Raw genomic sequence first — 25,378 nt, forward strand, 5'->3', positions numbered from 1 at the left:
AAGGCCATGATCAGCACTTACTCGGCCTTCTTACGGATCTTGCGTGCCCGTTGCGTGCCCGATGTCTTGCGGGCCGTCTTGTCCAGGTGAGCTGCGACCTGGTCGTCGCTGCCGTCCATCGCCCGGGCGTAGTGCCTGGTCGTGACGCTGGAGTTGGCGTGCCCGAGCCGCCGCGCCGCAACCAGGACGCCGTGCGACTCAGCGACCCAGCTCGCGTGGGTGGCGCGCAGGTCATGCGGCGTCACGTCACCGAGACCAGCCGCCTCGACCGCGACCCGGAACCGGCGGCGGAACCCGTGGTAGCTCTGCTGTCGCTCGTTGGTGTGCTTCTGCCGACCGCCGAACAGGAACGCGTCATTGTCGTCGGACAGGTTGCCGAGCAGTTTCTGTACCTCCTCCACCACGAACGCCGGAAGGCTCAGCGTCCGGCGCTGGTGTGACTTCGGGGTGCCGATCACCGGGCCGCCGGCCACCTGCGACACCGCTTCGGCGACGACCACACGGCCTTTGTCCACGTCGACATGCCGCCGCCGCAGCGCCAGAGCCTCACCGATCCGGAGGCCGCCGTAGGCCAGGAAGTGGATCAGCACCCGATCCCCCAGCTCGCAGGTTGCCGAAAGTTTGCTGACCTCCTTGACCGTGAGGATGCGGGGGTCAGCCTCGGGCAGCCGAGGGAGCCGGACCCCTCGACATGGCGTCACCGGCACCATGTCGTTGTCGACCGCCGACGTCATCACCTGCGACAGCAGCCGGTACGCCTGCCGCACCTGCGAGGCGGACACGTCCTCGGACAGCTTGCCGACCCAGCTCGACACCGCGATCGGCTTCAACGCCGACAACTTGACCTTGCCCAGGTGCGGGTAGATCAGCCGGTCCAGGACGGACCGGTAGCTCTCCTTGGTCTTGGGCTTCCATCGCGACAGCGCCGAGGCGTACCAACGGTCTGCCCACTCCTGAACCGTCGTCTTCCCTGCCGCAGGCGAGATCCACCGGCCCTGGGTGATCTCGCCCTCGACGACGCTGAGATACCGCTCCGCGAGCCGTTCGGTCGCGAACGTTGTCGGCGCCGGGTGGTCCTTTCCGTCCGGGCCCTTGTACCGCGCCTGCCATTGGCCGGACGGCAGTTGCCGAACGCGACCGAAACGACGCTTCTTCTCCTGTGCCATCACGCCACCAGCCCGTTGCTGTGCCAGTGCATGTCGACGGCCTCCACCGTTGCCTCCTTGATGTAGGCGGCCAGCACGCACTGTTGGATGCGGACATGCGTGCCGACCTTCACGTATGCGATCCGGCGTTCCGCGATCAGGCGACGCACGAACCGCTCCTTCGTCCCGAGCTGCATAGCGACCTCAGCCACGTTCAACAGCCGGTCATCCACCCTGCGGTTCCTCCCCGTTGTCATCCGTTTCGCTTGGGTACTGCGCGGCGCGGTCTCTCGCCGCGTTGATGGCGTTGCGCCACTGCATGCGTTGCGCGAGTGCTCGCAGGAGGCGATGTCGCATGGGTGGCATGTCCGGGTCGTTTGGCTTCGCCAGCTCCCAGGCGACTGGTGACGGCGTGCCCGCTTCGCCGTCGGTGACCGGGACCTGGTCGATGCCGGCCGAGACGCCGAGGAGTGCTTTGACCCAGGCGCGGGCGTCGTGGCGGTGGTCGGCGAGGGTCTTGCCCGACCAGTCGCGGGAGACGAGGATGCGCCGGCCGCCGATGCCGAGGGTGGCCCGCTGGTGGACCTTGCCCTTGCAGTTGCCCGGGCGGAGCTTGGCGTGAGCCTTCTTTGGCTGGATGCCGTACAGCAGCCAGTTCGCGCACCGTTCCGAGCACGGCGTGACGCGGAGCTCGTGCCAGAGGCGTTCGAGATGCGCCCGCTGCCGGTCGGTCGTCATGTTGTGGCAGTCGGCCGCGGACTTGGTGATGTACTTCGTGATGTACCCGACCGTGCGGTCGATGTCCTTGCTGTCCGCCGCCACCCCGCGAGCGTCGACGTGCTTGCCGAACCGGATGACGTGCGCCGGCTCGGCGTCGGGGTCTTCGTCGATCGCGTCGAGCGCCTCGTCCCAGGTCGGCAGCGGCTCTTGAGTGCCGGAGTCGCACCACGTCTCGCCGTTCCAGGTCGGTCGGCAGGTCGGGCTGTCGACGCGCGGCCACCACACCTGGTGGTAGGTAGCCGCCGCGACCTCGCGCAGCACCGCGCGGGAGATGGTGCCCCGGATGGCGAAGTGTGCGTGTGGGGCGAGGCGTCGTTGCGGCTCGACGCAGCCCGCGTACTGGACGTTCCAGCCGACACAGCGGCGCAGGTTCTGCCAGAACCGGTCGAGCAGCCGAGGAAACGTGATCGCGTCCCAGGCCGCGCGCCGGTAGTCGTAGCGGGACGGGTCGACCGGTGAGCCGTCTTCCCGTACAGGGCCGTACGAGTCGAGGGTCATTGTCAGCCACATCGACGGCCGATGCTCTGTGCCGTCCGGAGCCGTGTAGACGCGGCCGACCGTGCGTGGCTGGACCTTCTGCCGTGGGAGCACCGGTGCGTCCTGGCGCCGTCGCGTGGACCGCTGCCGCTTCGGTTCCTCGGGCTTGTCGTGCGACGGGGCGACCGTGCCGCGCAAGCCTTCCGTTGCGATGGCCTCCTCCGCCTCGCGGATTGCTTCGTCGACCTCGCCGACCTCGTCCCACTTGGACTCCCGGACCGCCTGGTCGCGGAAGTACTCGAGGTGTGCCCGGAGGCTGATCAGCGACCGGTGTTCTTCCGTGGCCGGGTTCGGCGCCGGGGCAGGCTCGTCGACGCGGTGCCAACCCTCCCGGATCTGGGTCTTGCGCAGCCGACGAGCCCGCTTCGCGCACGGGACGCACTTGTCTTCACGGGTGGCGCCGCACGGGATGTCGATGATTTCTGTCTGGCCGGTTGCCAGGTCAGTGCGGCGCAGCCCGACGGGGCGGAGGCAGACGCCGTACTCGACAGCCATGTCCTTCACGACGTCAGCGGCAAGGGGCATCAGCATGCGTGCGGCACGGGAGCCGGGGCGCGGCCCGGCCTCGGTTTCGGTGCCGAGGCCGGGCAGGGTGTCGGCGGTGATCGTCATCGGCGACCCGCCAGCTTCGCGGTCGGTCGGTACCGTTCGCCGGGACGCAGCGCACCGAGCAACAGACGGTCGTATGCGTCGCCGCCACCGCGGAGCACCCGATCACGGCGTGCCTTCGCGTACACCGCCAACATCGGATCGCAGACGCGCCGCCGACCCCACGGCAGCCGCTGCACCGTCATCCCGAGCGAACGGCTGTGTGCGTCACCGGGTGCGTGGACGTAGTCGGCGACGGCTTCCACGAGCATGCGCAAGGGGTTCATGGCGTGGACCTCCTTCACTTGACGACACCGGACGGGATCGCGCCGTTGAGGCGCTGGAACACCGGGACGGCCGCCGCGACCGGTTCGGGCACCGAGACCTGGTCGATGACCACCGGCGGCTGCTCCTGCTGCACGGGCTGCGGCTTCGTCGACAGCACGAGCTTCACCAGGGCCATGAACGCCAGCGCGGGCACCGCGGCGAGCAGCCCACCAGAGATGCCCGGCTTCGCCACCGCTAGCTGCGCCGACAGCGACAGCACAACCGCCGCCGTGAGGATCGCGAACGGGTACCGCGTCGACTCCCCCGAACGACGGCGCCGCCGGATGACGAGCGCGCAGGCGATCGGGACGAGTTCGGAGATCGTGGCGTTCGCCCACCCGAACCAGTCCGCCGTGCCAGCCGGAGAGTTCTCCATGGTCCAGTCGTGGACGTGGGTGAACGACGCGGCGCCGGCCATGCCCGCGACCACCAGGAGGATGACGACCAGGAGGATGCCTTCGATGTGCTGACGCATGTGACGCACCTCCGTTCTCACTTGGCTTTCGGGGTGATCGGGACACGGATCCAGTCGGGCGGTTCGCCGGTCGAGGCGACGGCTTCGGACAGGCATCGCCAGAGCGCCCAGGCTTCGGCAGGGGTGAGGTACATGCGCCGGCGGCCCGCGCCCACGGCGAGGTAGAGGTCTTCGTCGTCGGTGACGCGGACCGTGACGGCGGACGAGCCGGTCAGCACGTGTGGCGCGCGGAGGCGGTAGAACCGGCGCGTCATGCCGCCTCACCGTCCAGGAGGTTCGTCAGCGTGTCCGGGAGCAGGGGACCTTGCGCGTGCCGTCCGGGCTTGTAGACGTGCCTGGGTTCCCGCCGTTGCGTCGATACCGCCGCAGGCCGCTCGACGACGACGGGCGCGGCGTGGGTGACGGCCATGTCTCGGATCTCGTCGTCGGTGACGTACGCGAACCGGACTCGCTCCGGTTCCGGGCGGTCGTCGAGGACGACGTACCCGATGCCGCGCATGGACGGCCGCGCGGACAGCTGGTCGCAGAGCGCGCCGCGAGCCCGGGAACCCTGTCCGAGGACGAGGTCGACGTGGTTGGGTTCGTTGAGCCGCAACGCGATCCGGGTCGGGAAGAAGTCGCGCAACTCGACCACCTCTTTACGCGGGTCCTGGGTCGCGCCAATGACCAGCACGCCGAGACCCGCGCCCTGCGTGAGCAGCATCGCCAGCGCGGCCTTGGCCCGGGCGCGCAGCTCAGCGTCCTGCAAGAGCGCGACGAGCGCGAGGATCTCGTCGACCATCAGCACGTACAGCGGCTCGTCCAGCGTCGGGGTGTGCGCGCGGGTCTTGCCCTGCATCCGGGCCTGCCGCTCGCGCATGACCTCGACGAGTTCTTCCAGCATGGCGACCATCGGTGGGACGGTGGCGTACTCGTACCGGCTGAACAGCCCGCGACCGAGGGACAGCTCAACGCCGCCCTTCGGGTCGATACCCCACAACCTCACCAGCCCGGACCGGATCGCCGGGGCAAGGGCACGGATCAGCGACCACTGCACCGAGCCCTTGCCCGCGCGGGTCGCGCCGACGATCAGGACGTGGGTTGCGAGGAGGCGCAGCACGTACCGGACGAGATCCTCACGCAGGCCGAGCGGCAGCGCCTCCAGGTCGGTCGCCTCCGGAATGTCGAAGGCGGGCACCGTGCGGCGCAGCGGATCGCGACGGACGAACACGAGCCACACCAGCCGAGGACGGTCCCGGTACCGGAACCGGTCGACCAACCGCAGCACCTGGTTGGTCCGTGCGGGCGGCTGCTCGCGCCGGCCCGAGTAGACACGGCAGATGCGGGCGCCAAACGAGTACGCAAGGTTCGCCGCCGCCGCGTGGTAGTCGTCCGGGCTCTGCCCGCGCGGCATCCGCAGCAGCACCTCATCAGTGGCGTAGGTGCAGCGGACCTGCAGCAGGCGCGGCACGTTGAGCTTCTGCTCGAACCGTTCCGCGAGGCGGCAAACCGTCATGGCCTCGCGCCAGTGCAGCTGGTACACGAACAGCCGCTGCCACCAGGACAGCACCGGCAGCACGATCAATCGTTCGCACCACGGCCGCCAGCGCCACCACCACACCCCGACCGTCGCGCCAGCGACACCGGCGAACAGCACGAGGACCTCCCAGCCGTGCCGGTACCAAAGCCACACCGCGAGCACTGCGAGGGTGACGGAGGTGCGGTTGCGCCACAGCACTGGCATCAGCCGGACGAGCCGGACCGTGGCCTTGAACAGCAGGTACGGGATGACGATCCACATGACCAGCCACCACGGCGCCGGAATGGACAGGCGCCGGAAGTTGACCAGCGGGACGTTGTTGTTCTTGTTCACCTTCGACCTTTCCTACGCAGGCGCCAGCGCTGCGAACCGCCCCCGCGCGTCCCGGCGGACCGCCAGCAGTTGCAGCGGCATCCCGGTGAACCAGCGGGTGAAACGGCCCCGCGCATCGCGCGCAACAGGCATGAGCAGCAGGAGTTGGCCGGGGCAGGCTTGGCGACGCCGCCCAGAAATGGGCATGATGAAACCCGCCTTCCACACCTCAGCAATGGGCTTGGTTGGCAGCGGGGCGGTCCGGCTTCCTACGGCATACAGACCGCCCCGCGCTGTTGTTCTTAAGCCGCTTTCCTCGCAGGCGTCGAGGATCGGAACCCCGCCGCCCGGTACGAGTACGCGAGCCGACCGGTCGGACCGACGTACGGCGTGACCGTCATCCCCTCGAACTCGACCGGCGCGAACGGCGCACCATTGTCCGGGACCGGCTGCACGGGTGCGGACACCTTGACCGCCACCTCGCGTGCCCGCCCGGCGAGGTCGGGGTCCATGTCCATTACGCGGACACTCCACACCCGCTGGCCGGTGAGCTTGTCCAGCGCAGGAGTGCGGGCCTTGGTCACCTCGTTGTAGTCCTGCGCTTCGACGATCGAGTCCGGCACCAGCACGCACCCCGCGGGGAACACGTCCTCGAACCGGATCGAGAACCGACTACCACCTTTGAGTGCCACGCTTGATCCTCTCAGACAACCGCTTAACTTGTTATGTGTGACTTAAGTGTAGCGACGAAACCTAGCTTGTTAAGTGCCCAGGGATCGAAGTTTGACGAGATGCCCACATTGAAGTAATGCGGGCATCCCGGCTAGGTAATCGGGAACGAGTCCTCGAACTCATGCCGCGACGGCGGCACAGCGACATCGAGCGCGAACGCCGGCTGCCCCGCCCGCGTGTAGACCGAGAACAATGCCGTCAGCAGCCAGCCGCCCTCGTCAACCTCAAGCAGCTTGCACTCGTCGGTCGTCGCCGGACGTGCAGAGATGCGTTCGGTCACGTGATCGAAGTGCAGACCCTTGCGCACCGACAGGTGCCGCAGCAAGCCTTCTGACAGCGGTTCAGCCGAACCGACGGCGGTGCCCACAGCCAGTTGGACCGGTACGTATGCCGCGCCCAGCTCGACCGGACCAAGCCCGTCGATGCTGACCAGACGACGCCGCACCACGATTGGTGACCCCTCGTCGATGTTCAGCGCAGCGCTTGCCCGCGCCGGAGCTGGAACCTCGGCGACGTCCAGGACACGGATCCGACCCTCCGCCTCGCCAGCCAGCAGTGACGCAGCGTGCGCCGGCAACGATCGCGGCTCAGCAGGCTTCGACCGGACGAACCGACCCTTGCCCTGCTGCGTGTCGATCCAGCCGGCCTGCCGCAGGATCTCCAGAGACCGCACGACCGTGGGCCGGGACGTGTCGAACTCGCCCATCAACGCGGTCTCGCTGGGCAGCATCTCGCCGGACGCGTACGTGCCGTCCTCGATACGGGCCTGCAGCGCGTTGACGATGGTTATGTACTTGGGAGGTCTGTACTCGATCGGCACGGAGACCCACCATTCAAAGACGACAACATAGCTTGTCAAGACCTTAACTGTGAGAGCGCCGCGCTGTCGAACCTCCATGAGGAGTTAGCCGACGAGCACGACGCGGCGAAGCCCCGGCACCAGGCGATGCCGAGGCCCGATCCATCAGCTCGCGACAGATGCGCGGAGAGCGTCGATGTGCTTGCGCCACAACGCTTCCATCGCGCTTTCGTAGCTGCGTGAGTCGACCTCGTCGACACCAGGCGCGCCGGCCTCGACCGTCTCGACGTACTCGCACGCGTACTCGTACAGGGCCGTTCGCGCGCTGTCGCCGTACCAACGCTGCTGGCTGGAGTCGAGCGACTCCCAGCGTCGCGCGGCGTCGTCGATCACGAGCCGCCGGTCGTCCTGGTCGGTCAACCGGTTACCCCGGAGGCCGACCGCAATGTCGTCGTCGAGTCGCGTGACGCGGCCGACGAGAGGGAGAAGTGCGATGGCGATCTCCAACCGGAGCGCGTCATCGCGAAGGTCGTCTTGCACGATCATGCTGCGCCGCCCTTCCACGTGTTCCAGGCGAGCCCGGGGATGTCACGATGGACGGCGGTCCCTTGGTGTTACGAGCATCAAGGGGCCACCTGCGTCCTTCCATGACGAGCCAGGGCCGCTATCCAACCAGGTTGAACTCACCGTCCCCCGGCACCTTCGATGTCGACGATCACGCCGCCGTTGCTCACCTGCATGCTTCCTCCTTGTCATCCGCCAGCCCCTGGTCGGGCGGCGATACCTTCTGAGCAGCCATCACCTCGCGCAGCTTCGATGCGTACGCCAGCGCCGAGTCTCCGAGGCGTTCCGCGGCACGGATCGCGTGGTCCCACGAGCCGCCGAGCCCGAAGTCGACGACCACGGTGACGTCATCGTCTTTGATGACCAGGACCGGGGCACCGTCGTCATCGACCGCCAGCCACGACCGCATCGTCCGGACATCCAGGTCGAGGTCGGCCTGGGGCGCCACTGGCGTTGCTGCGACATAGAACTGTGCTTCTCGCACTTCCCTGCCTCCGTCACCCGCCCTGTCTCAATCGGCCTGAATGGTCTCGGACGAGCGGTACTGGCTCGGCACGCCAAGACAGTCGGGGCAGGTCTTCCGCACGAACAGGCGCGGACCCTCGGTCGTCGTCAGCGTCCGCAGCGCCGTCGACACTCGCCAGCCGCGACCCTCACAGGCCCGGCACTGAGCAGGCAGGCCATCAGTACATACCGCCATGACACCCGTCTGAGACACACGACAAGCATCCGAAATCGCCTATGTACATAGGAGGTCCGCGCTGTAGTCCCCTTGTAGTCCCGTTCGTAGTCCCGGCGCTGTCCACGCTGTGTTCGGGCAGCTACATTGAGTGCAAGCGTCGGGGAGGACGGGCATGAACAGCACGAGTTTCGGCGAACGTCTCCGTTTGCTCCGTGAGCAGCACGGCCTTACGCAACAGGAGTTCGTCGACAAGCTCGCCGCCCTGGCCTGGACAGACCTCAAAGAGCGAGTCGGCATCGACCGGCAGATGGTGTCGAAGTGGGAGCGCGACGTCAAGGCCCCAGACCGACGCTATCGCCGGTTGATCTGCACCCTGTACGGCGTGACTGAACAGCACCTCGCCATGTCAAATACGGCGAAGCCGCCGGCTGCCAAGAGCGCGAGCTCGGCCAGTGTCGACGCGCTGTTTGAGTCGCCGCTTGACATCGCCGAGCGCAGGCAGCGTCTGACCATGTCGAACACCGACGACCACGTGACCGCCGAGTTCGACGACGCCATTGACTCGATTGTCGAGCTGTACGAGCAGCAAGGCCCCGAGCCTCTCGTCAACTACGTCGTCCTCCAGCGCCAGCAGGTACAACGCGCCCTGGACGGATCACAGCGCCCGCACCACCGCGAGAAGCTCTACCTCATCGCCGGCAAACTGTCCGGGCTGCTCGGCTACATGGCGGTCAACCTCGGGAAGTTCAGCGCAGCCAGCGCGTACAGCGAGGAGGCGTTCCAGCTCGGCGAGTTCGCCAGGTCCACCGACCTCCAAGCCTGGGCACGCGGCACGCAGAGCTTCTGCGCCTACTACGTCGGCGACTACCGCACCGCGGTCGACCTCGCGCGCGACGGCCAGCGGTACGCCAAAAACGGGCCGCAGGCCATCCGCCTCGCCAGCAACGGCGAAGCTCGCGCCCTAGGCAAGCTTGGCGACGTCCGAGGTGTCGATGAAGCCGTTCAACGCGCCTACCGCCTTGCAGAGCAGCACGCGACACCACCCGGGGTGTCATCGTGTATCTCGTTCGGGCTGTACAGCAACGCCCGCACGGCATCGAACGCCGCGACCGCATACGTCGATCTCGGCCTGCCGGATCGCGTCCGCGAGTTCGCTGATCAGGTGATGCCGATTTTCGAAGCTTCCGAGTCTCGCTGGAGCCAATCACTCGTCCGGCTCGACATCGCCAAGGCGCTAATCCTGGCCAACGAGCCGGAGCCCGACGAGGCCGCCCGCCTGGTCGTCGAAGCTCTAACCCTGTCGGCGGAGCGGCCGATCCTGTCTGTTCTCAAGCGCAGTCGAGAGTGCATCGACGCCGCGTCGCGCTGGTCCGGCACGGCCGCGCTCATCGAGGCCGCCGAGACGCTCCGCGCGGTCGAACGGCGCTGAGCATCGAGCACTATCCTCGCTTGCTATGAGCCGACAGCAGGAGGACTGGGACCGCTTCTCCTCGCTCACCACGATGCAGAACCACTGGGACCGTCCAGCATGGACACCAGGCCGCCAGGCGTACTACTGGTATCTGACATGGGACTCTGCCCCGCTGCGCAGCCTTGCCGAACAGTGCCAGAGCCGACTACAGCTGCCGTACCTCGATCCCGTCCCGCTCGATGCCCTGCACCTCACCATGGCGAAACTGGCCTGGGAAGACCAGATCACCCCCGCGGAGGTGAAGGAAACCGTCGGACGCGCAACCGACCTATGCACGTCGCTGCGGCCGTTCACGTTGACGGCTGGACCGCTCGCTGGCTCACCCGGCGCCGTCCGCCTCACCGTCACACCTTGGGAGCCCGTGCTCGAACTGAATCGCCAGCTTGTCGCAGCGGGTTCTGCCAGTTGCCTCAACGATGAAGCCGCTTTCCGTCCTCACATCGGCGTGGCGTACTGCAACAGCAACGAGTCCGCCAAATCGTTGATAGCGAGAGTCGAACCGCTCCGAGGTCTTCCGACCGTTAGCGTCACTACAATGTCTGCTGAACTCGTCCTGCTACGTCGAGAAGGGTCCACCTACCGATGGTCGACCTGCGCATCTGTGCCGCTCGGCATGGAGTAAACGAGCGCGTTGCACACCGCTCAGGGCGTGGCGCGTGGGCGTACCGAGTTGAATACCGCAGCGACCACTATCCCCGAAAGCCCTTCGTATGCGTCCGTCAGGACGGTTTGGGTACCGTCAGCGCTCCGCACTAAACGCTGACGGCTTTAAATAGCGGCTTATACTATGAGGTCCAGAAAAAGCACGCAGCTGCTCATCTAGCGATGATGGGTCCGTGCTGGTGCATAGTCGGCCAGGGAGCGAGAACGCCAGATGCGATCGAATAGCAGGTCGGGACGGGCGCACATCCCCGATGCGGTTCAGGCTGCGCTGTGGGCTCTTAGCCACAACACCTGCTATGCACCGGGCTGCGCGGAGCCCGTGGTCGCCGAGGTCGCTCCGGGCAGGTACCAAAAGAACGCGCAGATTGCACACATTCATGGCGTGAAACAAGGGTCTGCCAGGTATCGTGCCGACTTGCCCGCCGAGGAGCGCGAGTCGTTTGGAAACCTGCTGCTTCTGTGTACGCCTCACCACAGCGAGGTCGATGATCGACTAAATGGAACATCAATGTATCCCGCTGATCTACTTCGCCGCTGGAAGGCTGATCGTGAAGGCGACGATGCTCACACCCTGGCGGCGCTCGGCGGCATTAAGAATGATCGGCAACTAGAGACACTGCTGATTGACTCGTTCAAGCTTCCGTTGAACCGTTTAGAGGCTATAAGCGCTCGCGTAGAGCATGCATCAACGGTGGCAGAAGCCACGGTCGCCGCGCTCCGCCAGGCTATTGCCGATCTACACGGTGACAGAACAGGTCTGCACGCGCCTCCAAACATGGCGCCGCCGCTGGACCGAATGATCGACAGGGGACAGCTCGGCGTAGATCTCCTAGAGGCGGTGCTCCAAGCTGACGGTGGTGACATCGCGGTGACAGGTCTGTATGGTGCTGGCGGATTTGGCAAGACCCGCCTAGCGGCGTGGGTCTGCCATCAACCCGAAATACAGAAACGGTTTAGCGGTGGCATATTGTGGGTGACCGTCGGCAACGAAACCACTGATGCTAATGTCGCCGAACAGATCAACGACTTGTCCTACAGATTGTCTGGAGAACGCCCCACGCTGGCCAACCCAGACTCGGCGGGCACCGAGTTAGGACAGCGACTCGACGCCATTGAGCGCCCTGTCTTGCTGGTCATCGATGACGTATGGGATGAAGTGAGACTTCGGCATTTTCGGTTCGGTGGACGCCGATGTACCCGCCTCGTAACGACCAGGATTCCGGATCTCTTCCCTCAGTCATCCACGCGGGTCAACGTTGATGCGATGACATCCGAGCAGGCAGTTGAACTGGTTGAGTGGGGGATTTCGGAGCTTGCCGCCATCGCAACGCAGCGACTTGTGAAACTTACTGGATATTGGCCTGTACTGCTAAACCTCGTCAACGGCGCGTTGAGAGTACGCATCAGCCGCGGACTGCCAACCGAGATCGCCGTGGCGCAGGTGATTGATCGGCTAGCCGCAAACGGCCCGGCGACGTTTGATCCACGGCGTCCCGCCCACCGAAACCAGGCCGTAGCGACGACCATCAGAGCAAGTCTCGACCTACTCGACGATGCCGATAAGGCGCGCTACCTTGATCTTGTCATCTTCGCCGAGGATCTCGAAATCCCACTCGATGCGCTCGCCCTGTTGTGGGCAGGTCGCGACACGGAAGGGCTCTGTGAGGAGCTAACGAGCCTGGGCCTCGTCGCCGATTACCGCCTAGACGCTGCAGGTCCTCGAGTCTTGCTGCACGACGTGATTCGGTCGTACCTCATTACCCAACGAACGGCTGCAGAACACCAGGCCGTTCATCGCCGATTCGTCGATGAAGTGGCAGCGGTGATACGAACGAACGATGCAAATGAGATCGTCTGGTGGTCCCTGCCGCGTGAACTGACATTTCTCTGGACCCAGCTGGTACGTCACCTGATTGAAGCTGACCGTGCTGATGAGGCGTCAGCACTGGCGCTCGATCTTCGATGGGTTGAAGCATCGATCATGGCGTGCGGATCGACCCTGCATGTCGAGGATGACCTCAACCGCGTTGGTGGGCCGAAGGCTGCGCTGCTCGTGGAAGAGTTGCGCAGGATTTCGCACTTGCTGATCCCCACCGAGCCTCCAGCAGCACTTGGCGTGACGATCGCGAGCCGCTTGGTCGGCTACGAGACACTTTCAGTATTGGCAGAGAGTCATCTTCGCACTCTCCGGCGCCCATATCTAAAAAGCCGGTGGGCTCTTCCCGATATGCACGACAGAGGGTTGACGCGCTCCATTGAGGTGCCCGGCAGCATAATTACCGACTGCGCCTTTACGCCAGATGAAGCCGCCGTAATTTCGGCGAGCACTGATGGAGCACTGCGAGTGTGGGCCGTAAGCACTGGGGCCCTGCAATTGACGATATTCGGCCATAGTGATTGCGTGAACAGCTGTATCGTATCTCCATGCGGAACTAAGATCGCCTCCGCATCCGATGACGGGACTGCCCGCATTTGGGACAGACATACGGGCATGTCAATAGCAGTACTACGTGGCCACACAAGGCGAGTAATGGATTGCGCATTTTCACCCGATGGAAGCCTCATTGCTACTGTTGGTACGGATAAGGCCGTCCGAATCTGGGATGCCGTGTCCGGGCAATCGAAGCGGATCCTGACGGGTCACACCAACAGCGTTAATTCATGTACGTTCTCGCCAGACGGCCGATTCTTGGCAACGGCCAGCACCGACAAGACCGTACGCCTTTGGGAAGTCCGCACGGGCCAACTTCATCTGATGTTGGCGGGTCATCGACAAGCAGTATGGGACTGCGCATTCTCGCCTAATGGCGCCTTGCTCGCATCCGCCAGCACTGATCGTTCCGCCCGCCTTTGGGATGTATCTACAGGCTTACAGATCACCACCCTGCGAGGCCACACCACTGCGGTCACGGCCTGCGCCTTTTTGCCGAATGGCGAATGGCTAGTTACGACGAGCAACGACAAAACCGCACGGTTGTGGCGCATTGACACCCGCACGGAATTTAAGGTGTTCTTCGGGCACACCGAGTGGGTCAGTGATTGCGCAGTCTCCTCAAGCGGCTCCATCCTTGCGACAGCAAGCCACGATACTTCAATGCGCCTGTGGAAGCTATCCCAAATAACGTTGGGCCCATATCCCAACGAGCACAGTACGCCAGCACGTGGAGTTGCCTTCTCTGCTGACGGTGCAGTGCTGGCCTCTGCGACTTCTGGCACCTCAGGACTGAGTAGGCGAGCTCATCTCTGGGACGTAGCCACCGGTGGCGTGCATCGCGTACTTGGTGCACACACAATACCGATCCAAGCCTGTGCGTTTGCTCCCGACGCTGCGACGGTGGCGACTACCGGCCATGGCGACGTGAATCTTTGGAGCACTGTGGACGGCGGCCTCACCAGCACGTTTGCTATCCCAGGAGTCGTTCACAGTTGTACGTTCTCTCCGGATGGAAAGCAGCTCGTTGCGACAAACGACCAAGGCGAAGTCTACGTTTGGAATCTGGACGATCACAGCACATTGAGACTCTCCGGGACCGTAGATGGCTCCGTCAATACATGCGCCTTCTCTCCAGATGGCGCACTACTTGCTACAGGCGACTCAGCTGGAGCTATTAGATTTTGGAACGCCCCAGCCTGTCGTCCGAGAAGAAGAATTGCCGACCATCAAGGCGAAGTCTTTTGCTGCACATTCTCCCCAGATGGACAACGTTTCGCCTCAGGAGGCGAAGACCGATCGGTAAGACTATGGGACCCAATTGCCGGCACTGTCATTCGTCAGCTTCATGGCCATACCGCGCCCGTTCGTGGCTGTGATTTCTCTCCGAGTGGCAGCTTGCTTGCGACAGTTGGCGAGGACCGAGCGGTTAGAATCTGGAATCTCGAGACTATGACTTGCATTGCAGCGCTATACCTCGCGGAATCAGCCTACTCTTGCGCTTGGCATCCGACCGAGCCCCTCTTGGCCGTTGCAGGCCGCGGCGGAACTTATCTGCTGGAATACTGCACACCGCGCAGCCAGACGCCGATGTATCCAAGACAAAAGGGGTATGTGTCACACCCAGCGCGGCAATGACCTTATGCCGTAGACGCTGCCCTGCGTACTGTCAGTTTCGACACGGCCGTCGAAGCTTATTTCGAGCTCGATCGTTGCCGAATTTGGCTGTACTAGATCAAGGCGCCTTCGGCGCAGGCTCGGACGTGGACACCCGGCTCGGCGTGCAAACGGCGCCCGGCGCAAGCGCCGGCGCCGGAAGCCCGCCCGGCCCGGGGCACCACGTCCGAGCCGTACGGAGAGCGCCTGAGAAGGGCAGCCAGACAAGCCAAAGGCGCGAGGCGGGATGCCTGTAGCAGTCGAAGCACCTCATTTCAATCTGAGCTACCGCGACGTCCGTGGGGCTACAGACCGTCGCTCCCGCAGCGTTGCCCTCCGCGTGTAGTTGCGCTTCTGCCTCCCGGCGGGCCTCAGGGTCCCGGAGGGGGCCACTCCTCCGCACTCCCGCCACGCAGGCGAAGCCAAGCAGACCGCCGACGGGGGCGCCAAGCGTCCGCGCGGCCCTCACCCTCCGCGCGCACGAGGCACCCCCGCCGGCGGCCCGCTTCCCAGGGGTGCATGACGGGTGTACGGAGGAGCTTCAGCGCTGAGGGCGTAGCGCGGAAGCAGGTCGGCCGGCGTGCCCGTTGCGTGCCCGGTCTCAGGGTCAACAGCGGTCAATCACGGGTATTCAGCGGGAGTAGGCAAGCCAGCGAGGCGCAGGTCACCGCAGGTGAGTGACCGCGCCTCGCTTGATCGACCTGAATTCCTAAACCGTGTGTCGCAGGTTCGAATCCTGCCGGGGGCACCAGGTCACAGGCTTATGGCACGTTCTTCCTGATCTTGCGTGCCACTAGCCTTCCGCGCCACCTTGTCGAGGTGCGTCGCCACCTCTTCGTTGAACTGGTGCGGCGCCTTGGCGGAGGAGCCGCGCTGAGGTTCATGGTGTGTCGCAGGCCGTCAGCGCCGTGTCGAGGGCGGCCAGGAAGTCCAGCAGCTCGCGCCGGGCGGCTTCGGTGGGTGTGTGGCAGTTCAGGAAGGTCGACGTGACGCGGTGCGTGCGGTCCTCGGCCAGCTCGATCAGCTCGGCGAGCTGCAGCCGGGCCTCGGTCACCACGCGCTCCCCCGCCTGACGGCACCACGCCTCGACGAGGGCGGGGTCGGTGGAGATGGCATCGATCCCGCAGCACGCGGTGACGCACTCGACCTCGCAGTAGGTGATGCAGTCACTCAGGGGCGAAGGTACTTCGACCGACACGTCCGCCATTGCCGCTCCTTCCGCTGATCCCGCCGCGTCGAGCAATGGATGGCAGGTTGCCGGCGAGGGCGGCGGCCGCCCAGCCGACCATCGCGATGAGCAGGGTGCCGACCGCGAGGTCGACGATGTTGTTGGCGAGGCGGTCGGTGACCGTGCCGCGGGCGGTGAAGCCGCCGTCCTCGTCGGGTGGTCCGCCGCCGCCGAGGACGGCGACCGCGACCGTGGCGTAGAGCAGGTGCAGCAGGGCGATGCCGGGGCGGCACAGCAGCGCGCTGGCGCCGAGCAGGAACCCGGCGCAGGTGATGTCGAGGACGGGAGGGCGATCCAGCCACGGTCCGGCCGGCGGCAAGGGCGACGGCGGCCGCGGCGGTGCCGGTCAGAGCCCAGAGCCCACCGGCGGCCCCGCCCCAAGGGGGCATGACCAGCGCGGCGCCGGTGCAGCCGAGCGCGAAGCGCAGCCGGGCCCAGCGACCGTCGAGGTGGGCGAGGTCGCCGAACTCGGCTCGCTGCGGGGAGACCCAGACCGGCCGGCCAGCGCAGGAGGCGCAGCGGGGCGTCCTCGGTGGGGCCGTCCGGGAAGCGGCGGTGGAGTGCGATCGCCACGCAGATCGGCGTCAGCAGCAGCACGATGAAGTACGGCATCACGCCTCGCGCGAAGCACTATTCTCGCTTGCTATGGGCCGGCAGCGGGAGGGGTGGGCCGGGCCCGGAAAACGGGCGAAGGTGCTCCTGCTGGTCCTGTTGGTGCTGCCGGTCGGGGCGCTGTGGTTGTGCGCGCTGCCGCGGACCGGGGGCGCGGGGGTGGTGGCCGGGGCGGCCGCGCTCGCCGCCGTCGCCGTCGCAGCGCTCGCCCGGGCGCCGCGGCCCGCGATGGCCGTCGCCGCGGGGTCGGTGCTCGCCGACGTGGTGTACCGGGGGGCGCCGGAGCCGGCGGCGTTGTGGGCGCCGTTCGAGTTCGTGGGGCTGGGGGTCCTGCTGGTGGTGCTCGCCCGGCGGGCGCCCGCGCCCGCCGGGGTCGCCGTCGGGGTGGCGATGACGGCGCTGCCGTTGCGGATGTCGCTGCACGTGCCGGGCGACCGGGTCGAGGCGTCGGTGCTGCTGGTGAGCGGCGCGTTCGGGGCGACGGTGTGCGTGGCCGGCGCCGGGCTGTACCTGCGGCTCGGCGACCACCGCAGGCGCGAGGCCGAGGAGCGGGCCCGCCGCGCGCACCGGCTCGACCTGGCCAGGGACCTGCACGACCTGGTCGCGCACGAGGTCACCGGGATCGTGATCGCGGCGCAGGCGGCGGGCCTGCCGGAGATCGAGGCGGCCGGCCTGCGCGCCCTGGACGGGATGGACCGGATGGTCAGCACGCTGCGGGGGCCCGCGTCGCAGCGCGTCCTGGGCGTCGGGGACCTGCCGGAGGTGGTGGAGCGCTTCGGTGCGACCGGTCCCGCCGAGGCACATCTGTACATGACGGAAATCCCGGCGATGTCGGCCGAGGCCTCGAAGGCGGCCTATCACGTGGTGATCGAGGCGCTGACCAACGTCCGCCGGCACGCCCCGGCCGCGACCGAGGTGACGGTGACCGTGAGCGTCGCGGACGGCCGGGTCGGGCTGGTGATCGTCAACGACCGCAGCGGATCGACGGCGGTCAGGGACGGTGGCGGGAGCGGGCTCGCCGGCCTGCGGGAGCGGGTCGAGGCGCTCGGCGGCGAGCTGCACGCGGGGCCGCGGGGCGACGGCTGGCAGGTGACCTGTCACCTGCCAGCCGGTGAGGTCACGCGTCGCTGGTGAGTGTGATGAGCAGGATGGCGGCGAAGACCAGGATGAACGGCATGAGCAGTCCGATGATGCTGATCGGCCGGGCGAGCAGCCGCTTGCCCGGGTTCATCGGCTGGCGGGCGCCGCCGTACGGCGAGGGCTGCGGCGGCGCGAGGTTCGCGACCTTGCGCCGGTTGATGATGTTCCAGAGCACGACGAACGGCGTGATGAAGAACGAGCCGTAGCCGTACCAACCCTGGATGAGGGTCTTCGACGTCATCTCGCGGAACGTGGCCATGCCGCAGTCGCGGCAGAACGGCCCGTCGACGTGACGGAACTGCATCATGATGATCAGGCCCCGGTGCCCGCGGAACTTGGTCTGCGCGGTCGGGACGTTGTTGCAGAACCGGCAGGGGGTGAGCTGCGCGGCCTGTTGTTGCTGCTGAGCCGAGATGGCCATGGTTCATTCCTCCCGTGGAAGCGGCAACAGGCTACGACATCCCACCCCCAAATGGGGGGCGCCGTCTCTCCCGTTCGGCAGATGTGCCCACCACGTGCGACCGCGAGGCTGGACCCATGCTTGAGCTGATCGACATCACCAAGGTCTACAAGGGGCAGAAGCGCGCGGTCGACGGCCTGACGCTGCGGCTCGGGCCCGGCCTGGTAGGGCTGCTGGGGCCGAACGGCGCGGGCAAGTCGTCCCTGCTGCGCATCGCGGCGACGGTCACCCGGCCGACCCGGGGGCAGGTCCGCTTCGACGGCGCCGACGCGGTCACCAGGCCCGCCCCGCTGCGAAGAGCGCTCGGCTACCTGCCGCAGGACTTCGGCGTGTACCCGCACCTCACCGGCCAAGAGTTCCTCACCTACCTGGCGGCGGTCCGCGGCCTCTCGCACCGCTCCGCCCGCGCCCGCGTCGGCGAGCTGCTCGACCTCGTCAACCTCGCCCACGCCGCGAAGCGCCCCCTCGGCGGCTACTCCGGCGGCATGCTGCGCCGGGTCGGCATCGCGCAGGCGCTGCTCGCCGACCCGCGGGTCATCGTCGTCGACGAGCCCACCGCGGGCCTCGACCCCGAGGAGCGGGTGCGCTTCCGCAACCTGCTGAGCGACCTGTCCGCGGACCGGTCCGTGCTGCTGTCCACGCACATCGTCTCCGACGTCGAGTCGGTCGCGACCAGGATCGTCGTCATGGCCGCCGGCCGGATCCGGTTCGACGGCGACCCCGGCGACCTGGTGCGCAGCGTCGCGGGGCACGTGTGGGAGCTGCCGGTCGACCCCGCCGACCTGCCGGGCGTCCAGCAGCGCATGCCGGTGACCAGGCAGATCCGCACCGGCGGCCACGTCAGGGTCCGGGTGCTCGCCACGCAGCGCCCCGCCCCGGACGCCACCCCCGTCGCGCCGGACCTCTCCGACGCCTACCTGGCGGTGACCCGGTGACCGCCGTCATCGGGCTCGCGGTCGCCGACTTCCGGGAGCGGGTGCGCCGCCCCGCGTACCTCGTGATGCTGATCTCGGCGGTCGGCCTGGGCTGGCTGGCGGTGCCGCCGACCGACGCCCGCTGGGTGGTGCTCGACGCCGGCGGCTTCCGCGGCACCTACACCAGCGCCTATGTCGGCCTGGTGACCGCCCTGACCAGCGCGTTGTGGCTCACGTTCGTCGGGTTCTACCTGGTCCGCGACGCCGTCGCCCGCGACGTCCGCACCGGGGTCGGCCAACTGCTCGCGGCGTCGCCGCTGCGCACGCCGGTGTATCTGGCCGGTAAGTTCGCCAGCAACCTGCTGGTGCTCGGCTCGATGGCGGCGACGCTCGCCGTCACCGCCCTCGCGCTCCAGCTGCTGCGCGGCGAGTCGCGGACCGTCGACCTCGTGGGGCTGCTCACGCCGTTCGTGTTCCTGGCGCTGCCGATGCTGGCCGTGACGGCCGCCGCGGCGCTGCTGTGGGACGCGACGCCGGTGCTGCGCTCCGGCTTCGGCAACATCCTGTGGTGCTTCGTGTGGATGGTCGGCGCCATCGGCGGCCAGTCCGCGTCGGCGCCGCTCGGCGGGATCGGTGTATCGCAGCTGGCGGGCACGATGCCGGCGACGTCCGACTCGTTCGGCCTGGGTCTGATGTACGTGGACGCTCCACTTCGGACGTTCGACTGGCCGGGCCTGCCGCTGGATCCGCCGTTCGCGGCCGGCCGGGTCGCGCTGACCCTGCTCGCGGTGGCCGTGGCCCTGCTGCCGGCGCTGTGGTTCCACCGCTTCGACATCGCGACCCGTGGCCCCGCAGCGGCGGTCTCCGCCGGCGAGCCGAGGACCGTCTACAAGGGACTCCCGCAGACGCCGGCCGTGGTGACCGGGTCCGCGGTGCGGCTGCCGTTCGCCGAGCTCCGCGTCCTGCTACGGGGCACGCCATGGTGGTGGTGGACCGGTGCGGCGCTGCTGGCCCTGCTGGCGCTCGCCTCCCCGGTCGATCCCGGCTCCGTGCTCGCCGTCGTGTGGATCTGGCCGGTGATCCTGTGGTCGCGGCTGGGCACCCGGCGCGAGGCGGGGGCGATCCTCGCGGCGTATCCCGGTCCGCGCCGGCGCCTTCTCGCCGAGTTCGCCGCGGGTGTACTGCTGACGGCCGGCACCGCCGCGCCACCGGCGATCCGGATGGCCGTCGAGGCGGACCGGGCGGGCCTCGCGGCCTGGACGGCCGGCGCGCTGTTCATCCCGGCGCTCGCCCTGGCCCTCGGCACCCTCACCGGCGCCGCACGCACCTTCCAGGCGGTCTACACGATCCTCTGGTACATGCTGATCAACGACGTCGCGGCGGTGGACTTCATGGGCGCCCTGCCCTCGGGCGGCCCGCCGCCGGCTCTGGTCGCGGCCTCGGCGCTGGCGCTGCTGGGAATCGTGTTCTTCTTCCGGACCGTCAGAACATTCGGCGGCCGTGGAAGCGTCTGTTGGGGGTGACGTTCGAGGAGTTCGTGCACGGCAGGGGCGCGGCCCTGGTGCGCTTCGCCCGGCTGCTGACCGGCGACGAGCACCGGGCCGACGACCTGGTCCAGGAGGTCCTGGCCAAGGCGTTCGTGCAGTGGCGGCGGGTGTCGGCGGCGGAGCGCCCCGACGTCTACGTCCGCCGGATGCTGGTCAACGCCAACACCTCCTGGTGGCGCCGTCGCTCCAGCGGCGAGGTCACCGTCGCGCTGGTCGCCGCGCCCACCGCCGCCCCCGACATCGGGGTGGCGGTGGCCGAGCGGGACGCCCTGTGGCGGATGGTCCTCGCCCTGCCGGTGCGCCAGCGGGCGGTCCTGGTCCTGCGCTACTACGAGGATCTCGACGACGTCGCGATCGCGGAGATCCTCGGCTGCTCGGCCGTCACCGTCCGGACCACCGCATTGCGCGCGCTCACGACCCTGCGCGCCCGTCACCAGCCCTCTTCATCCCGGAGCGTCTCATGAGCACCCAGCTCGAACAGGACCTGGCGGCCACGTTCGGCGCCCACGACGGCGACGTCGTCGACACGTCCGCCCTCGCCGACGCCGCCGCCCGCCGGGGCCGCCGCTTGCGGGCCCGCGCCTATGCGGTGCGCGGCGTCGCGCTCGTGGCGGTCGTCGCCGCCGCCGGCGCGGTCACCGTCTCGCGGTCCCCGGGCGTGCCCGGGCCGGCCGCGCAGGCGTCCCAGAGTGCCGGCGCCGACTGGATCAGATACCCGCCGCCGGGCGGCTGGTCCGTCCCCGGCCTGCCCGCGGTCGCGGTGCGCGCCGACCCGTCGAGGATCGGCACCGACCCGGCCCTGCTGCACTTCACCGTCGACGAGTGGAGCGTGGTGTCCCCGTACACCACGTGGCGCTCGACCGGCGGTGTCGAGACGATCGAGTTCGCCCGGGACGGCGCGACCTACAAGGTGTCCCTGGCGAAGACGACCGCCCTCCTCGACCGGCTCCTGGAGGACGAGAACCGCGACCCGGCCGGCCACCTGCCGACCGCCACCGACCGGGGCGACGGCCTCTTCGTCTTCACCTCCGGCCCCATGCAGCGCTTCTACTACCAGCGCTGGCAGCCGGTTCCCGGCGTGTGGGCGCAGCTCTTCGCCGAGGACGCCGCCACCGCCGACGCCGCGCGCATCAAGGCCCGCGTCCGCCTGGACGTCACGTTGCGCTGCGCCGCGCCCGTCCAGCTCACTGCCCTACCGGCCGGCGCCGGACTGCTGGGCTGCGAGACCACCCTCGCCGGCAACGACCTCCCCGGCCGCCTGCTCTTCGCCACCCTCTGGGCCGGCGAGAACACCGTCGACCGCGCCGAGATCTCGATGATGCGCGTCGGCCTGTCGGCCACCTCGGCCGCACCCACCCTGACCATCGGCGGCCGCCCCGCGGCCGTCTTCACCGACGACCGGTTCCGCCCCTCCGTCGAGTTCCCCGACGTCAACGGCCTGCGGATCCACATCGCCGGCACCGGCACGTACACGAGCCCGGCGCTCCTGACGATCGCCGAGGGCATCCGGGTGGCCCGCGCCCCCTTCGACCCGTCCACCTGGGCCGACCGGCTCGTCACCTGACGCGCCGGTCTCGGCCGTCACGCCACGGTGCCGGTGTCCCAGGCCCAGACGGCGATGCCGACGCGGTTGCGGACGCCGAGCTTGCGCTGGATGGCGGCGACGTGGGTCTTCACCGTGCCGGCGGAGATGAACAGCTCGGCGCCGATCTCCGCGTTGGTCCGGCCCGCCCCGACGTGGGCGGCCACCTCCAGCTCCCGCTCGGTCAGCGCCTCGACCGGCGCGGGCCGGGCCGGGCGGGGTCCCGTGACGTGCTTCAGCAGCCGCACCGTGATCGACGGGCTGATCAGGCTGTCCCCGGCGTGCGCGGCGCGGACCGCCTCGACCAGCAGGGCCGGGCCGGACCGCTTCAGCAGGAAGCCGGACGCGCCGTCGCGCAGCGCCGGGTACACGTACTCGTCGAGGTCGAACGTGGTCACCACGACGACCCGGGTCGGGCCGCCGGCGAGGTGCCGGGTGACGGTCAGCCCGTCCATCCGTGGCATCCGGATGTCGAGCAGCGCCACGTCGGGGGCTAGCTCGCGGGCCAGCCGCAGCGCCTCCACCCCGTCGGCCGCCTCCGCGACCACGTCCAGGTCGGGCTCGGCGCCGAGGATCCGCCGCAGCCCGTCGCGGACCATCGGCTGGTCGTCGGCGATGAGCACCCGGATCGTCACAACTGAGCAGCCTAGGCGAGCTGCGCCGCCCCGAACGACACGGAGAAGCGCTTGCACCAGATCGTCACGGAGCGCAGGCTCGCGAGGTCGGTGCCGGCGGGGATCGCGTAGGCCTGGTCGCCCTTGTTGCCCTTCAGCCTGCCCAGCTCGACGTACCTGCCGTCGTCGAAGACCGACCAGCCGGCCTTGCCCGCGACGACGGGCTGGTCGGTGAGCCAGACGCGCAGGTCCGGCCCGTCGGAGGTGCTCAGCCCGGCGATCTCCAGCCGGTGGGTGCCGTCGGCCGCCCGGACCAGCCGCGCCGTCCCCGACGTCTCGTGCTCGTGCGTGACGAACGTGCCGCTGGCCACGACGACCGGCGCCACGACGACCGGCGCCGCGGTGCCGCTCTGCGTCGCGACGGCGCCGCCCTGCGCCTGGCCCGTCGCGGTCGGCCCGGTCGGCGCCGTCAGGGCCTCGTGGACGGTGGTGTCGGTGAACAGGCGCCACGGCGCGAACCAGTACAGGCCGAACCCCAGCACGGCGACGAGGACGGCGGCCGGGACGGCCAGCTTCCATCTCATGCGCTTCAGTGAACCGGCCATCCGTTCCGCGCGGCCAGCCTCCGCGTGCTTACCGGGTGCTTACGGTTCGCCTCATGAGGGCAGGATGCGGGCCGCCGCGGCGGCGGTGTGCCAGCGGCTGACGAAGCCGAAGATCTGGCCGTACAGGTCGTCGTCGGAGAACTGGTCGATGTCGTCGATCGGGATGAAGCCCGCGTTGTCGACCAGGCCGCCGCGGACGTTGTCGAGGCGGGCGAGGACGCCGTAGTCGGCCACGCCGAGGCCGAGGAACATCCAGTACACGGGGCGGTCGCTCGAACGGACCAGCAGCTCGGTGATCTGCTTCTCCGCGTGGACGCCGCCGTCGGACCAGAACAGCACGAGCGTCGGGTGGGGGGACGGCTCGGCGGCGGTCCAGTCCAGGATCTCCTTCATGACGCGGGGCTCGAAGTTGCCGCCCTCGGCGCGCTTCTTGTCGGCGGCCAGGCGGTCGAGGTAGTCGTGGGCGTCGGCGACGCGGACCGGGGCGGAGCGGACCGGGAAGTCGCCGAAGAACCACACCTCCATCTCGCCGTTGTCGTCGAGGAGGTCGGCGATCACGACCATCCGCTCCAGGGAGCGCTGCATGACGCCGCTGCGGAAGAGCTTCTTCGTGGAGCCACTGCAGTCGATGGCCAGCACCACGCGGAACGTGCGCCCGTCGAGGCCGCTCTTGACGAGGGAGACGGCGACGGCGTACTTGCGCAGGTCGACGTTCGACGCGCCGGGCGCGGGCTTGGCGAGGCTGATCTGCTTGGCCTTCGTGAGGCCGACGGCCGGCGCCGCAGGCGCCGGGCCCGCCGACGGTGGCGGCGGCGCGAAACCAACCGGAGCCGCGGCCGGAGCAGGCGGTGGCGGCGCGAAACCAACCGGAGCCGCGGCCGGAGCAGGCGGTGGCGGCGCGAAACCAACCGGAGCCGCGGCGGGAGCGGCCGAGGACGGTGGGTGCGCGAAAGCCGGGGGCGCGGGCTCCTCGTCGACCGTCAGGCCGGCGTCGGTGACCAGGCCGCGCAGGCCGTCGGTGAAGCCGTCGCCGACGCAGCGGACCTTGATCGCGTCGCGGTGGCGGTAGACGTCGCCGACGATGAGGGCGTCCTGGACGTCGGGGGTGCCGAGGTCGAGGCCGTACAGCTCGCCGTCCGGACCGTGCACCGAGGCGCGCAGCCCCGGCACCGCGGCGAAGGTGCCACCGGCGACGGTCAGGCCGATCCTGACCCGGACCGTGGAGCCCGACCAGCCGCCCGGGGTGACCTGGAGTTGGTGCCGGGTGACGCCGGCGACGGTCTGCGGCGGCATCCACCGCGCCCCCGCCCCGCCGGGCTGGTTGTAGAAGACCATCGCTTCGTCGCCGGGGGCCCGGCCGGACTCGTCGAGCAGAAACGCGACCAGGTCGACCTCGGGTCCCGCCGAGTGGCTCACTTCCACGGTGTACGACGCCGCCACCGGCAACGCCGTGTTCTGCCCTCGGGCCAGGATCGCAACGGTCACGCCGATGATTGCACCACAACGAGGCCAGCCCCAGTCCGGCCTGCCCGGACGAACTGTCATGCCGCTCGGGTGGGGTGCGTGCTCGCGCACCGCCGGAATGCTGGAACCCGTAAGCGCACGGGCCGACGCCATGGCCCGTGACGACGGATCGCTGATCAGGGAGTACCCATGACCAGTTCCACTGCCGAGCGTGGCCGCACCGAGACCAGCGAGCGCGAAGAGGAAGGCCCGCTGCACCCGCTGCTGCTGGCCGCGCTCATGTCCCGCCGCGAGGAGCGCGGCGAAGGCATCTTCGAGCACCCGCTGCTTCTCGCGGCCCTCGCCCGGCGCCGCGGCGAGGAGGGCGAGGGCAGCATGATCGAGCACCCGCTGCTGCTCGCGATGCTCGCCCGCCGCCGCGGCGAGGAGAGCGAAGGCAGCATGATCGAGCACCCGCTGCTGCTCGCGATGCTCGCCCGCCGCCGCGGCGAGGAGAGCGAAGGCAGCATCATCGAGCACCCGCTGCTGCTC

The 25,378-nt window shown here is 68.4% G+C and carries 26 protein-coding genes; 9 read left to right on the top strand and 17 right to left on the bottom strand.

Annotated elements, in window-relative coordinates:
• Nucleotides 1–17: 17 nt before the first annotated feature.
• The 11 genes from ABZ321_RS35750 to ABZ321_RS35800 all read right to left on the bottom strand — a co-directional run bounded on the left by ABZ321_RS35750 (nt 18) and on the right by ABZ321_RS35800 (nt 8,262).
• Nucleotides 18–1,166, bottom strand: coding sequence for a site-specific integrase (locus ABZ321_RS35750; protein ID WP_354899683.1), 1,149 nt, complete (start codon nt 1,164–1,166; stop codon nt 18–20).
• Entirely contained in the window at nt 1,166–1,378 is a 213-nt protein-coding gene (locus ABZ321_RS35755) for an excisionase family DNA-binding protein (protein ID WP_354899686.1), read from the bottom strand. Before ABZ321_RS35755 ends, ABZ321_RS35750 begins: the two co-directional genes overlap by 1 nt.
• Nucleotides 1,371–3,074, bottom strand: a complete 1,704-nt coding sequence (locus ABZ321_RS35760; RefSeq protein WP_354899689.1) for a replication initiator — start codon at nt 3,072–3,074, stop codon at nt 1,371–1,373. The genes ABZ321_RS35755 and ABZ321_RS35760 overlap by 8 nt, the downstream gene beginning before the upstream one ends.
• Complete coding sequence (locus tag ABZ321_RS35765; RefSeq protein WP_354899692.1) at nt 3,071–3,337, bottom strand: hypothetical protein; 267 nt, start codon at nt 3,335–3,337, stop codon at nt 3,071–3,073. The genes ABZ321_RS35760 and ABZ321_RS35765 overlap by 4 nt, the downstream gene beginning before the upstream one ends.
• Nucleotides 3,338–3,351: 14 nt before the next feature.
• The gene (locus tag ABZ321_RS35770; RefSeq protein ID WP_354899695.1) at nt 3,352–3,852 is read right to left on the bottom strand and encodes a DUF2637 domain-containing protein; all 501 of its coding nucleotides are present in this window, start codon (nt 3,850–3,852) and stop codon (nt 3,352–3,354) included.
• Between the two features lie 17 nt (nt 3,853–3,869).
• A complete protein-coding gene (locus tag ABZ321_RS35775; RefSeq protein WP_354899697.1) occupies nt 3,870–4,106 on the bottom strand; it encodes a spread protein in 237 nt (78 codons plus the stop codon).
• Complete coding sequence (locus ABZ321_RS35780) at nt 4,103–5,704, bottom strand: FtsK/SpoIIIE domain-containing protein (RefSeq protein ID WP_354899700.1); 1,602 nt, start codon at nt 5,702–5,704, stop codon at nt 4,103–4,105. Before ABZ321_RS35780 ends, ABZ321_RS35775 begins: the two co-directional genes overlap by 4 nt.
• A gap of 281 nt (nt 5,705–5,985) precedes the next feature.
• A complete protein-coding gene (locus ABZ321_RS35785) occupies nt 5,986–6,375 on the bottom strand; it encodes a transcriptional regulator (protein WP_354899703.1) in 390 nt (129 codons plus the stop codon).
• A gap of 131 nt (nt 6,376–6,506) precedes the next feature.
• Nucleotides 6,507–7,235 carry a GntR family transcriptional regulator gene (locus tag ABZ321_RS35790; RefSeq protein ID WP_354899706.1) on the bottom strand — a complete coding sequence of 243 codons (729 nt, stop codon included), beginning with the start codon at nt 7,233–7,235 and terminating at the stop codon, nt 6,507–6,509.
• A gap of 144 nt (nt 7,236–7,379) precedes the next feature.
• Nucleotides 7,380–7,760, bottom strand: coding sequence for a hypothetical protein (locus tag ABZ321_RS35795; RefSeq protein ID WP_354899709.1), 381 nt, complete (start codon nt 7,758–7,760; stop codon nt 7,380–7,382).
• Nucleotides 7,761–7,944: 184 nt separating this feature from the next.
• The gene (locus ABZ321_RS35800) at nt 7,945–8,262 is read right to left on the bottom strand and encodes a hypothetical protein (RefSeq protein ID WP_354899712.1); all 318 of its coding nucleotides are present in this window, start codon (nt 8,260–8,262) and stop codon (nt 7,945–7,947) included.
• A 370-nt stretch (nt 8,263–8,632) separates the two neighbouring features.
• On the opposite strand from ABZ321_RS35800, the gene ABZ321_RS35805 reads away from it, so the two are divergent.
• The 3 genes from ABZ321_RS35805 (at nt 8,633) to ABZ321_RS35815 (ending at nt 14,663) form a co-directional block, all read left to right on the top strand.
• Nucleotides 8,633–9,889, top strand: coding sequence for a helix-turn-helix transcriptional regulator (locus ABZ321_RS35805; protein ID WP_354899715.1), 1,257 nt, complete (start codon nt 8,633–8,635; stop codon nt 9,887–9,889).
• A 25-nt stretch (nt 9,890–9,914) separates the two neighbouring features.
• Nucleotides 9,915–10,553 carry a 2'-5' RNA ligase family protein gene (locus tag ABZ321_RS35810; RefSeq protein WP_354899718.1) on the top strand — a complete coding sequence of 213 codons (639 nt, stop codon included), beginning with the start codon at nt 9,915–9,917 and terminating at the stop codon, nt 10,551–10,553.
• A gap of 456 nt (nt 10,554–11,009) precedes the next feature.
• Nucleotides 11,010–14,663 (top strand): NB-ARC domain-containing protein, encoded by a 3,654-nt coding sequence (locus ABZ321_RS35815; RefSeq protein ID WP_354899721.1) that lies wholly within the window; start codon nt 11,010–11,012, stop codon nt 14,661–14,663.
• 898 nt (nt 14,664–15,561) lie between these two features.
• Here the strand turns inward: ABZ321_RS35815 and ABZ321_RS35820 are convergent.
• Together ABZ321_RS35820 and ABZ321_RS35825 are read right to left on the bottom strand one after the other, a co-directional pair.
• On the bottom strand, nt 15,562–15,888 hold the full coding sequence (locus ABZ321_RS35820) for a DUF6331 family protein (protein ID WP_354899724.1): 327 nt from the start codon (nt 15,886–15,888) through the stop codon (nt 15,562–15,564).
• Nucleotides 15,848–16,228 (bottom strand): hypothetical protein, encoded by a 381-nt coding sequence (locus ABZ321_RS35825; protein WP_354899727.1) that lies wholly within the window; start codon nt 16,226–16,228, stop codon nt 15,848–15,850. The genes ABZ321_RS35820 and ABZ321_RS35825 overlap by 41 nt, the downstream gene beginning before the upstream one ends.
• Nucleotides 16,229–16,554: 326 nt before the next feature.
• Between ABZ321_RS35825 and ABZ321_RS35830 the strand changes: the two genes are divergently transcribed.
• Entirely contained in the window at nt 16,555–17,655 is a 1,101-nt protein-coding gene (locus ABZ321_RS35830) for an ATP-binding protein (protein WP_354899730.1), read from the top strand.
• Here ABZ321_RS35830 and ABZ321_RS35835 read toward each other — a convergent pair.
• Nucleotides 17,639–18,082 carry a hypothetical protein gene (locus ABZ321_RS35835; RefSeq protein WP_344501393.1) on the bottom strand — a complete coding sequence of 148 codons (444 nt, stop codon included), beginning with the start codon at nt 18,080–18,082 and terminating at the stop codon, nt 17,639–17,641. The genes ABZ321_RS35830 and ABZ321_RS35835 overlap by 17 nt on opposite strands.
• A 116-nt stretch (nt 18,083–18,198) precedes the next feature.
• On the opposite strand from ABZ321_RS35835, the gene ABZ321_RS35840 reads away from it, so the two are divergent.
• From ABZ321_RS35840 to ABZ321_RS35855, 4 genes are read left to right on the top strand one after another with little or no spacing between them, the layout of a single operon-like run.
• Nucleotides 18,199–19,056, top strand: coding sequence for an ABC transporter ATP-binding protein (locus tag ABZ321_RS35840; RefSeq protein WP_354899733.1), 858 nt, complete (start codon nt 18,199–18,201; stop codon nt 19,054–19,056).
• Nucleotides 19,053–20,558 carry a hypothetical protein gene (locus ABZ321_RS35845; protein WP_354899736.1) on the top strand — a complete coding sequence of 502 codons (1,506 nt, stop codon included), beginning with the start codon at nt 19,053–19,055 and terminating at the stop codon, nt 20,556–20,558. The genes ABZ321_RS35840 and ABZ321_RS35845 overlap by 4 nt, the downstream gene beginning before the upstream one ends.
• A complete protein-coding gene (locus ABZ321_RS35850) occupies nt 20,555–21,046 on the top strand; it encodes a SigE family RNA polymerase sigma factor (protein ID WP_354899850.1) in 492 nt (163 codons plus the stop codon). Before ABZ321_RS35845 ends, ABZ321_RS35850 begins: the two co-directional genes overlap by 4 nt.
• Nucleotides 21,043–22,146, top strand: coding sequence for a hypothetical protein (locus ABZ321_RS35855; protein ID WP_354899738.1), 1,104 nt, complete (start codon nt 21,043–21,045; stop codon nt 22,144–22,146). Before ABZ321_RS35850 ends, ABZ321_RS35855 begins: the two co-directional genes overlap by 4 nt.
• A gap of 17 nt (nt 22,147–22,163) precedes the next feature.
• On the opposite strand, the gene ABZ321_RS35860 is transcribed toward ABZ321_RS35855, so the two are convergent.
• The 3 genes from ABZ321_RS35860 to ABZ321_RS35870 all read right to left on the bottom strand — a co-directional run bounded on the left by ABZ321_RS35860 (nt 22,164) and on the right by ABZ321_RS35870 (nt 24,868).
• Nucleotides 22,164–22,799, bottom strand: a complete 636-nt coding sequence (locus ABZ321_RS35860; protein ID WP_354899741.1) for a response regulator transcription factor — start codon at nt 22,797–22,799, stop codon at nt 22,164–22,166.
• Nucleotides 22,800–22,810: 11 nt separating this feature from the next.
• Nucleotides 22,811–23,362, bottom strand: a complete 552-nt coding sequence (locus ABZ321_RS35865) for a DM13 domain-containing protein (protein WP_354899744.1) — start codon at nt 23,360–23,362, stop codon at nt 22,811–22,813.
• Between the two features lie 72 nt (nt 23,363–23,434).
• Nucleotides 23,435–24,868 (bottom strand): VWA domain-containing protein, encoded by a 1,434-nt coding sequence (locus tag ABZ321_RS35870; RefSeq protein ID WP_354899747.1) that lies wholly within the window; start codon nt 24,866–24,868, stop codon nt 23,435–23,437.
• A 168-nt stretch (nt 24,869–25,036) separates the two neighbouring features.
• On the opposite strand from ABZ321_RS35870, the gene ABZ321_RS35875 reads away from it, so the two are divergent.
• On the top strand, nt 25,037–25,378 hold a 342-nt coding region (locus ABZ321_RS35875; RefSeq protein WP_354899750.1), incomplete at its 3' end, for a hypothetical protein.

It is taken from the genome of Dactylosporangium sp. NPDC006015, from assembly GCF_040614215.1.
Lineage (GTDB): Bacteria > Actinomycetota > Actinomycetes > Mycobacteriales > Micromonosporaceae > Dactylosporangium > Dactylosporangium maewongense.